Annotated in this window: 8 protein-coding genes; 6 read left to right on the top strand and 2 right to left on the bottom strand. The window is 45.3% G+C overall.

Annotated elements, in window-relative coordinates; all coding sequences use genetic code 11:
* Positions 1–35: 35 nt before the first annotated feature.
* The gene (locus AB4623_RS21925) at positions 36–449 is read left to right on the top strand and encodes a cytochrome c5 family protein (protein ID WP_017063036.1); all 414 of its coding nucleotides are present in this window, start codon (positions 36–38) and stop codon (positions 447–449) included.
* Positions 450–530: 81 nt separating this feature from the next.
* Here the strand turns inward: AB4623_RS21925 and rep are convergent, their stop codons facing one another.
* On the bottom strand, positions 531–2,549 hold the full coding sequence (rep, locus tag AB4623_RS21920) for a DNA helicase Rep (protein WP_017061960.1): 2,019 nt from the start codon (positions 2,547–2,549) through the stop codon (positions 531–533).
* Positions 2,550–2,729: 180 nt separating this feature from the next.
* On the opposite strand from rep, the gene AB4623_RS21915 reads away from it, so the two are divergent.
* The 4 genes from AB4623_RS21915 to ubiK all read left to right on the top strand — a co-directional run bounded on the left by AB4623_RS21915 (position 2,730) and on the right by ubiK (position 7,941).
* The gene (locus tag AB4623_RS21915) at positions 2,730–3,311 is read left to right on the top strand and encodes a TetR/AcrR family transcriptional regulator (protein ID WP_017061961.1); all 582 of its coding nucleotides are present in this window, start codon (positions 2,730–2,732) and stop codon (positions 3,309–3,311) included.
* A gap of 18 nt (positions 3,312–3,329) precedes the next feature.
* Positions 3,330–4,436, top strand: coding sequence for an efflux RND transporter periplasmic adaptor subunit (locus AB4623_RS21910; RefSeq protein WP_017066594.1), 1,107 nt, complete (start codon positions 3,330–3,332; stop codon positions 4,434–4,436).
* An 11-nt stretch (positions 4,437–4,447) separates the two neighbouring features.
* On the top strand, positions 4,448–7,570 hold the full coding sequence (locus tag AB4623_RS21905) for a multidrug efflux RND transporter permease subunit (protein ID WP_171732318.1): 3,123 nt from the start codon (positions 4,448–4,450) through the stop codon (positions 7,568–7,570).
* 119 nt (positions 7,571–7,689) lie between these two features.
* Positions 7,690–7,941, top strand: coding sequence for a ubiquinone biosynthesis accessory factor UbiK (gene ubiK, locus AB4623_RS21900; protein ID WP_017061964.1), 252 nt, complete (start codon positions 7,690–7,692; stop codon positions 7,939–7,941).
* A gap of 162 nt (positions 7,942–8,103) precedes the next feature.
* On the opposite strand, the gene ilvC is transcribed toward ubiK, so the two are convergent.
* Positions 8,104–9,588: a ketol-acid reductoisomerase gene (gene ilvC, locus AB4623_RS21895; protein WP_017061965.1), complete on the bottom strand. Its 1,485-nt coding sequence runs from the start codon at positions 9,586–9,588 to the stop codon at positions 8,104–8,106.
* 146 nt (positions 9,589–9,734) lie between these two features.
* Between ilvC and ilvY the strand changes: the two genes are divergently transcribed.
* Positions 9,735–10,625 carry an HTH-type transcriptional activator IlvY gene (gene ilvY, locus AB4623_RS21890; protein WP_017061966.1) on the top strand — a complete coding sequence of 297 codons (891 nt, stop codon included), beginning with the start codon at positions 9,735–9,737 and terminating at the stop codon, positions 10,623–10,625.
* Positions 10,626–10,792 lie beyond the last annotated feature (167 nt).

The raw sequence follows: 10,792 nt of genomic DNA, 5'->3' as shown, positions 1-10,792 counted from the left end.
GCATGTACTTACCTTGGGAATGTAAAGTGAGTTTAATGGATATGTCTCGTCGAATTTTAAGCGTTGTCATCGCAGTTTTAACCTTTTCAACTGGCGCAATGGCTGCAGGCCTAAGCGAAGCGGAGCACGATGCAATTGCTGAACGCATCAAACCAGTTGGCCAAGTTTACCTAGTCGGCAGCGAGCCAGTAGCCGCAGAACCAACAGGCCCTCGTGATGGCGCAGCAGTTTACGGTACCTTTTGTATCGCTTGTCACGCATCTGGCGTAAGTGGCGCACCTAAAACAGGTGATGCTGGTGACTGGGGTCCTCGCATTGCTCAAGGTCGCGACATTCTAGCTGACCACGCAATCAACGGCTTCAATGCGATGCCAGCGAAAGGTTCATGTATGGATTGTTCAGACGACGAAATCAAAGATGCTATCGAGCACATGATTGCCGGTCTGTAATTAAAAATGCCAGATTCAGAAAAGGTGACCTCATGGTCACCTTTTTTATTGGCTTCTATATAGTGCGATTAAAGTAGGGCATTACTTCTTGTTGAACATCGCTCGAATATTCGCAATGTGCGCCTGCCCTTTTTCCATTCTTTCTTCAGCGGATTGAGGCTTCTTAACGCTTTCCCACTCCACATCATCGTGCGGCAGCTCATCGAGGAAGCGGCTTTGTGTTGGCTTTATTAATTCACCATATTGACGACGTTCACGACACTTAGTAAAAGTCAGCTCTTTCTGCGCTCGAGTAATCCCCACATACATAAGACGACGTTCTTCTTCTACGTTGCCTTCATCGACACTGGTTTGGTGCGGCAAGATGCCCTCTTCTGCACCCATCAGGAATACATATGGGAACTCTAGACCTTTCGATGCATGCAATGTCATTAATTGGACTTGATCTGCATCGTCATCATCCTCACCACGCTCCATCATATCGCGCAGCGTTAAACGTTGAACCACCTCGCGCAGGGTTTTCTCTTCTTTATCGTAGTTGTCACCCTCAAGATCGGCCACAATCCAGCTATACAGATCAGAGACGTTCTTCATTCGCATTTCAGCGGCTTTCGGGCTCGCTGAGGTTTCGTACAACCAATCTTCGTAGTTGATGTCACGAACCAAAGAACGAACGGCTTCAACCGTATTACCACGCTCGGCATTGTCTGAGATACGAACAATCCAGTCACCGAAGCGGCGCAAATTTTCTAAACCACGCCCCGTCAGTGTCTGCTCTAAGCCCATCTCGAAGCTGGCCTCAAACAAGCTCTTACCACGCATATTGGCATAGCTACCTAGCTTTTCTAGCGTAACCGGGCCTATCTCACGGCGAGGCGTGTTTACAATACGCAGGAAGGCGTTGTCATCATCAGGGTTCACCAACACTCGTAGGTAAGCCATGATGTCTTTAATTTCGGCTCTAGCGAAGAAAGAGGTTCCGCCAGAGATCTTGTAGGGCACGCGGTTCTGCATCAGCGCTTTTTCAATTAAGCGCGATTGGTGGTTACCACGGTAAAGCACCGCGTAATCTTTGTACTCAGTACGGTTCAAAAACTTGTGGGCGATGATCTCGCCGGTAATACGCTCTGCTTCATGCTCTTCATTCTTAGCATTCAGTACCTTGAGCTTTTCACCGTCTGGGATCTCTGAGAACAGTGACTTTTCATAAACGTGTGGGTTGTTGGCGATCAAGATGTTCGCCGCACGTAAGATTCGACTGGTTGAACGATAGTTTTGCTCGAGTTTGATCAAACGAAGATTCGGATAGTCCTCACCCAGCAACACCAAGTTTTGCGGTTTTGCACCACGCCATGAATAGATAGATTGGTCATCGTCACCTACTACTGTCAAGCGACCACGCTCTCCCACCAGTAAACGAACCAACTCATATTGGCTGGTGTTGGTATCTTGGTATTCATCGACCAGTAAATAGCGGATACGCGACTGCCAGCGCTCACGCACCTCTTGATTGGTTTTCAGTAGTAATACAGGCATCGCGATCAGATCATCAAAATCGAGTGCGTTGTATGCCTTCATCTGTTTCTGGTACATCTCAAAACAGAATGCAAACAACTGCTCTTGTTCGCCTTGAGCACGTGCTTTCGCCTGATCTGGCGTCAGCATGTCATTTTTCCAATTCGAAATGGTGCTCATTAAAGCGCGTAGCAAATCCTTATCACCATCGATCTGTCTCTCTGTTAACTCTTTTAACAAAGCTAACTGGTCTTGGTCATCAAACAGAGAGAAACCCGCTTTCAAACCCAGCGCTTTGTATTCACGGCGAATGATGGTTAAGCCCATGGTATGAAAAGTCGAAACAATCAGCCCTTTCGATTCGCCCTTACCTAGAGTTTGCCCAACACGCTCTTTCATCTCGCGTGCCGCTTTATTAGTAAAGGTCACCGCCGCAATATTACGCGCCTTATAGCCACATTCCTGAACCAGATAAGCAATTTTATTGGTGATAACACGTGTTTTACCGGATCCAGCGCCCGCTAATACTAAGCAGGGGCCCGAAACATATTTCACGGCTTCATCTTGTCTTGGGTTCAGTTTCATTTGATTCTCAGTTTGGTCTAGAGGGGCGAATTCAATTGCGCGCCTATAATAATGCTGCAACAGCACGAATGCTACGTTCTCTTATACAAGATTTTTACGCTGATTATGTAAAACTTTGTTGCACATGTGTGTGGTTATTAGGCTATAATGAATGAACGTTCATTCATTGGTGGTTGAAATATGACAACTCATGCACCTCGGGATAAACGCCAGCAAATACTTTCTGCAGCTGAAAAGCTAATTGCAGAGGTCGGTTTCCAAGGCCTTTCAATGCAAAAATTAGCCAAAGAAGCGGGAGTGGCTGCAGGCACTATCTATCGCTACTTCGATGATAAAGAGCATTTGATAGAAGATGTTCGAATGCTCGTGACTCAAAGAGTAGCTGATGCTGTTCAACAAGGGGTTAATGATTCGGATCCAATTAAACAACGCTACCGTACTATGTGGTTGAACATATGGAACTTAGCAGGAACGAATTTAGCCGCAATAAAAAATCGGGTTCAGTATGACTCTCTACCCATCACAAATAGCCTAAACTTCAGGGAACTAGAACGTAAAATGTTTGCCCAAGTTGAGCTGCTATTTAATGAGGGGAAAGAACAAGGATTGTTTAAACCACTTAACAATGAAGTATTAGGTGGATTGAGCTTGGCGGCTAGTGTTTCTCTAGCACGCAAGCATTCTTTAGGATTTTACCAACTTGATGAGGCAGAACTAGAATCTGCAATCGAAGCCAGTTGGGACGCAATAATTAAACACTAGATCGGAGTTTTGACCATAATGAAAAAGTGGACTTTCTTCATGTTACTCATCGCTGTACTACTTTTCGGCAGCGTTATTGGGTTTAACATGTTCAAACAACAAAAAATTGCTGAGTATATGGCCAACCGCCCTGAACCAGAGTTTCCAGTAACGGTAACTGAAGTTCAGCCGATCGACTGGGTTCCAGTGATTGAAGCTATCGGCTTCATCGAACCTAACCAAGGTGTGACACTAGCGAACGAAACCAGCGGTGTTATTGACCAAATTTCTTTCGAATCGGGTACTGATGTTAAGAGTGGTCAGCAACTGGTACGTCTTGATTCTGACGTAGAGAAAGCCAACCTTAAGAGTTCTGAAGCTCGTTTGCCTGCTGCGAAAGCAAAATACAAGCGTTACCAAGGTCTATTCAAGAAAGGCTCTATTTCTAAAGAAGCGTACGATGAAGCAGAAGCTAACTACTTCTCTCTTTCAGCTGATATTGAAAGTCTAAAAGCGTCTATCGATCGTCGCGAAATTCGCGCACCATTCGATGGTACCGTTGGTATCCGCAATGTTTACCTAGGCCAATACCTACAATCAGGTACTGATATTGTTCGCCTGGAAGACACCAGTGTTATGCGCCTACGCTTCACGGTTTCTCAGACTGACATCTCTCGCATCAGTGTGGGTCAAGCAGTTGATATCTTCGTTGACGCTTACCCTGAAATCCCATTTGAGGGCTCTATCAGCGCAATTGAACCTGCAGTAAGCGTGCAAAGTGGTCTTATTCAAGTTCAAGCAGACATTCCAAACAATGATGGCAAGCTTCGTAGCGGTATGTTCGCTCGCGCTAACATCATTCTGCCTAAATTAGAGAACCAAGTAACTCTGCCTCAAACAGCGATTACTTTCACTCTATACGGCGACAATGTTTATATCCTAACTGAAGAAGACGGCGTTCAACGCGTTACTCAACATGTTGTAAAAGTAGGTGAACGTACTGCTGATATCGCACACATCCTTGAGGGTGTGAAAGCGGGCGATACCGTTGTGACTTCTGGCCAAGTACGTCTAAGTAACGGTGCCAAAGTTAAGGTTGTGGAAAGTGATGCAATCACACCACCATCTGAAACACCTATGCTGTAACCGGAGGCACAATGCGCTTTACTGATGTTTTTATTAAACGTCCAGTTCTAGCGGTATCCATCAGCTTTTTGATTGCGCTGCTTGGCTTACAAGCAATCTTCAAAATGCAGGTGCGTGAATACCCTGAAATGACGAATACCGTAGTAACCGTCACCACGAGTTACTACGGTGCAAGTGCCGATCTTATCCAAGGCTTTATCACCCAGCCCCTCGAGCAGGCTGTGGCCCAAGCGGATAACATCGACTATATGACTTCTTCTTCTGTACTCGGTAGCTCGACGATTACCGTGAACATGAAGTTGAACACAGACCCGAATGCGGCGCTGTCTGACATACTGGCCAAGACTAACTCGGTACGTTCTCAGCTTCCTAAAGAAGCCGAAGATCCAACCGTAACTATGTCTACCGGTTCAACAACGGCGGTACTCTACATTGGTTTTACCAGTGATGAGTTGGTGTCGAGCCAAATTACCGACTATCTAGAGCGAGTAATCAACCCGCAACTATTTACGGTAAATGGCGTATCTAAAGTTGACCTATATGGTGGTATGAAATACGCACTACGCGTATGGCTAGACCCGTCAAAAATGGCTGCAGTTAATTTAACCGCTAGCGATGTGATGTCGGTACTGAATGCCAACAACTACCAATCGGCAACCGGTCAGGCAACGGGTGAGTTCGTTCTCTACAACGGCAGTGCTGATACCCAAGTATCTAACGTTGAAGAGCTAGAGAATCTTGTAGTACGAAGCGGTGCAGGCGAAATAATCCGTCTATCTGACATTGCTAAGGTTTCGCTAGAGAAAAGCCACGATGTGTACCGTGCAAGTGCGAACGGTCAGGAAGCGGTTGTTGCAGCGATTAACGCGGCACCAAGTGCTAACCCGATCAACATTGCAGCCGATGTTCTTGAGCTTCTTCCTCAGCTAGAGAAGAACCTACCAAGCAACATCTCAATGAACGTAATGTATGACTCAACAATTGCGATTAACGAATCGATTCAAGAGGTAATCAAGACCATCCTTGAAGCAGCATTAATCGTACTGGTTGTAATTACCTTGTTCCTGGGTTCTTTCCGTGCGGTTCTTATTCCTATCGTTACTATCCCACTGTCTTTGATTGGTGTGGCAATGGTAATGCAGGCGATGGGCTTCTCTTGGAACCTGATGACGCTACTGGCAATGGTACTCGCCATCGGCCTGGTAGTAGATGATGCGATCGTAGTACTAGAAAACGTCGACCGACATATCAAGCTCGGGGAGTCCCCTTTCCGTGCTGCAATCATCGGTACTCGTGAAATCGCGGTGCCAGTTATTGCAATGACATTAACACTAGGCGCGGTATACGCTCCTATCGCAATGATGGGTGGTATCACAGGCTCGCTATTTAAAGAGTTTGCGTTAACCCTAGCAGGTTCGGTATTTGTATCCGGTATCGTGGCATTAACGCTGTCGCCAATGATGTGTTCAAAGATGCTGAAAGCTCATGCTGAGCCAAGCAAGTTTGAACAAAAGGTACATAGCGTACTGGATGGTATGACTAACCGTTACGAGCGTATGCTTGGTGCGGTAATGAACCATCGCCCAGTATTCATTGGCTTTGCGGTTATCGTATTTGCCAGTTTACCTATGCTGTTTAAGTTCATCCCAAGTGAGCTAGCACCTTCTGAAGATAAAGGTGTAATCATGTTAATGGGTACAGCGCCATCAAATGCTAACTTAGACTTCATGCAAAATACCATGAACGACGTAAACAAGATTCTGTCGGATCAGCCAGAAGTCGCTTACGCACAGGTGTTTACTGGTGTACCTAATGCAAACCAAGCGTTTGGTATCGCATCTATGGTTCCATGGAGTGAGCGTGAGGCGAGCCAATCAGACGTAGCAAACCGCGTTGGTGGTTTAGTTAAAGATGTTCCGGGAATGGCGGTAACTGCATTCCAAATGCCAGAACTACCAGGTGCAGGTTCAGGTCTTCCAATTCAGTTTGTTATTACAACACCAAACAGTTTTGAGAGCTTGTTCCAAATCACTACTGACATTTTAGCGGATGTAGCATCGAACCCGCTGTTCGTTTACTCAGATCTTGATCTGAACTACGACTCAGCAACGATGAAAGTACACATCGATAAAGACAAAGCAGGCGCATACGGTGTGACCATGCAAGATATCGGTATCACCCTTGGTACCATGATGTCTGATGGCTACGTAAACCGTATTGACTTAAACGGTCGTTCTTATGAGGTTATCCCTCAAGTAGAGCGTAAGTTCCGTTTGAACCCTGAATCGATGAATAACTACTATGTACGTGCTGCGGATGGTAAAGCGGTGCCACTGGGCAGTTTAATTACGATTGATGTTGTGGCAGAGCCTCGCTCTCTTCCTCACTTCAACCAATTGAACTCAGCAACGATTGGTGCAGTACCAGCTCCTGGCGCGGCGATGGGTGATGCGATTGCATGGTTTGAAGATACGGCAACGAACAAGCTACCAAGTGGCTACAACCACGATTACATGGGTGAAGCTCGTCAATACGTAACAGAAGGTAGCGCACTTTACGCAACCTTTGGTCTGGCGCTAGCAATCATCTTCTTGGTACTGGCGATTCAGTTCGAATCTCTAAAAGATCCACTGGTTATCATGGTATCTGTACCACTGGCGATCTGTGGTGCCCTAATTGCTCTAGCTTGGGGTGCGGCAACGATGAACATCTACTCACAAGTAGGTTTAATCACGCTGGTCGGCCTGATTACCAAGCACGGTATATTAATCTGTGAGGTTGCAAAAGAAGAACAACTGCATCACCACAAGACTCGTATTGAAGCGGTGATGGAAGCAGCAAAAGTTCGTCTTCGTCCAATTCTGATGACAACAGCTGCGATGATCGCGGGTCTAATCCCACTGATGTACGCAAGTGGTGCAGGTGCAGCTCAGCGCTTTAGTATCGGTATCGTAATCGTTGCTGGTCTAGCGATTGGTACTATCTTTACGCTATTTGTACTGCCAGTGATTTACAGCTACCTAGCTGAAAAACACAAACCTCTTCCTGTATTTGTGGAAGACAAAGATCTAGAAAAACTAGCTCGCGTCGATGAAGCAAAAGCAGCACACAGAGAATTAGCAGATAACAAGTAATCGCTAAGTCGTAAAACAATCAAAAAGGCTACTTCGGTGGCCTTTTTTTATACGCGATAGGCGACATCTCAAGTGTGATTAAATAGAATAGTGATAAATAGTCAGGAGTTTTAATCGATATGTTTGATCCAAAAAAACTAGAGCAAATTGCTAAGCAGATCCACGATTCTATGCCTCAACCAGTAAAAGAGCTTGGTTCAGACGTAGACCAAAAAGTTCGCCAAGTTATCCAAGGCCAACTCAACAAGCTAGACGTTGTGAGCCGTGAAGAGTTTGATGTTCAAACACAAGTACTGCTTCGCACTCGCCAGAAGCTCACTGAAATGGAACAAAAACTGGCTGAACTAGAAGCAAAGCTTTCAGACAAATAGTCATTTTTTTCAATCAGTTCAAGTTCGAATAAAGGCTTACCTTCGGGTAAGCCTTTATTTTTTCCTCAATCTATCAAGCCTTCACCGGTAAAATAGTTGCAAGCATAAAAAAGCCCCGAACAAATGTTCAGGGCTATTTTTATTCAGTGATGAACTGGAAGATTAACCGCCAACAGCGATACGCTTCATGTCGCTCATGTAGCTACGTAGCTCTTCACCAATGTATTCTACAGGGTGGTTACGGATAGCTTCGTTTACTTCAATTAGCTTAGCGTTATCAACTTGGTTAGATGTCTCACCTAGACCACGGCCGATGACGTCCGTTGCTACTGAAGGCATGAACTTCTCACGTAGTAGCGGTGTTGCTACGTTAGCGAATAGGTAGTTACCGTACTCAGCAGTATCAGAGATTACAACGTTCATTTCGTAAAGACGCTTACGAGCAACTGTGTTTGCGATTAGTGGAAGCTCATGTAGAGATTCGTAGTAAGCAGACTCATCAATGATGCCTGATGCCGTCATAGCTTCGAATGCTAGCTCAACACCGGCACGAACCATAGCAACCATTAGGATACCGTTGTCGAAGTACTCTTGCTCTGAGATTTCTACGTCAGAAGCTGGGTAGTTTTCGAATGCAGTTTCGCCTGTCTCTTCACGCCAGCCTAGTAGGTTCACGTCATCGTTCGCCCAGTCAGCCATCATTGTGCTAGAGAAGTGACCAGAGATGATGTCATCCATGTGCTTGTTGTAAAGCGGACGCATTAGGTCTTTAAGCTCTTCAGAAAGCTCAAACGCTTTAACTTTAGCCGGGTTAGATAGGCGATCCATCATGTGAGTTACGCCACCAAACTTAAGTGCTTCAGTAATCGTTTCCCAACCGTATTGTAGAAGCTTGCCTGCGTAGCCAGGTTCGATGCCATCAGCAATCATCTTCTCGTAAGATACGATAGAACCCGCTTGTAGCATGCCACAAAGGATAGTTTGCTCACCCATCAGGTCAGATTTAACTTCTGCTACGAAAGAAGACTCTAGGCAACCTGCACGGTGACCACCAGTACCTGCAGCCCAAGCTTTAGCGATATCCCAACCTTCGCCTTTAGGGTCGTTTTCTGGGTGAACAGCGATAAGTGTTGGTACACCGAAGCCACGTTTGTACTCTTCGCGAACTTCAGAGCCAGGACACTTAGGTGCAACCATTACTACAGTAAGGTCAGCACGTAATTGCATGCCTTCTTCCACAACGTTGAAGCCGTGAGAGTAACCAAGAGCAGCGCCTTGCTTCATTAGAGGCATTACTGTTTCAACAACGTTTGTGTGTTGCTTATCAGGAGTAAGGTTGATTACTAGGTCTGCTTGAGGGATTAGCGTTTCGTAGCTACCCACAACAAAGCCGTTTTCATCAGCATTTTTGAATGATTGACGCTTTTCATCAATTGCCGCTTGGCGTAGAGCGTAAGATACGTCTAGACCAGAATCACGCATATTTAGACCTTGGTTTAGGCCTTGAGCACCACAACCAACAATTACGATTTTCTTACCTTCAAGGTATTCAGCTTCTGTCGCGAATTCTTCACGATCCATAAAGCGGCAACGACCTAATTGGTCTAGTTGTTCACGAAGGTTTAATGTATTGAAATAGTTAGCCATTCTAGGGCACTCCTTTAAAAATAAGTCCGTAAGGTCGATATCTCTCTATCGAATGACTTCATACTAAAACAGACACTCCGTTGCTGAAAGTGATATATTCACAATTAGTTATTGCAATAAATGCAACATGGAAACGATCGCAGAACATGAACATAAAATCTCTACAATTATTTATACATTTATGCGACAGCAAGAGTTTCAGCAAAACCGCTGCTGCTATGCACGTCAGTCCTTCAGCGCTGAGCCGTCAGATACAAAAGCTTGAAGAGGAAACAGGACAAGAACTGCTAATCAGAGACAACCGCAGTGTTGATCTTACCCCAGCAGGAAAACACCTATTGCCTGTAGCATTGAGCATCGTGGGAGAGTGGCAGCAATATAACCTTCACCTGAAGGGCGGAGAGCAAGAACTTAAAGGTGAGATCCGTATATTTTGTTCAGTAACGGCTAGCTACAGTCACCTACCTGAACTCATAACCGAATTTAGGGCTATTCATCCGTATATTGAATTTAAGCTCTCTACTGGTGATCCAGCTCAATCCATCGACAAGATCTTAAACGATGAAGCGGATATCGCGATTTCAGCAAAGCCAGACATCCTTCCTTCAAGGTTAGAATTCGAAACCATCAGCGATATTCCACTGTCAGTCATCATTCCATCTGGTGTGAGTAGCTTTAGCCAACAACTGCAATCCGATAAGCCAAACTGGAATGAAGTGCCCTTTATCATCCCAGAAGCAGGAACAGCGCGTGAACGAGCCAATGCATGGTTTAAAAAGATGAAGATAAAACCCAACATATACGCGCAAGTTTCTGGCCATGAGGCGATTGTAAGTATGGTGGCACTAGGATGTGGAGTTGGCATCGCACCTGATGTGGTCATAAACAACAGTCCAGTAAGAGATAAAGTTAGCCGCTTAAAGATAGAACCTATCAAGCCATTTGAGTTAGGCGTATGTTGTAAGCGAGCACAGCTAGATAACCCTCTAATTCGAGCGTTCTGGCAAGTTGCAGAAGGGAAATATTTAGCGGACTAGTCGTCATTGTTTTAATACCAATTAAAGTAAAAATGTGATCTAATTAAGATTGATGAATTATTGTGAAATTTAGCCATGGATAGCCTTAATAACACTGACTTCAAAAAGCTTGCGAGCCAGCAAAAAACCATTCAGATGAAGATGCGTTTACTTGCGCTCGCACACTT

The sequence above is a fragment of the Vibrio sp. 10N.222.52.C12 genome, assembly GCF_041474215.1.
Classification (GTDB): domain Bacteria; phylum Pseudomonadota; class Gammaproteobacteria; order Enterobacterales; family Vibrionaceae; genus Vibrio; species Vibrio crassostreae_C.
The sequence above is the reverse complement of the archived record's forward strand: the minus strand, read 5'-3'. Positions and strand labels throughout refer to the sequence as shown.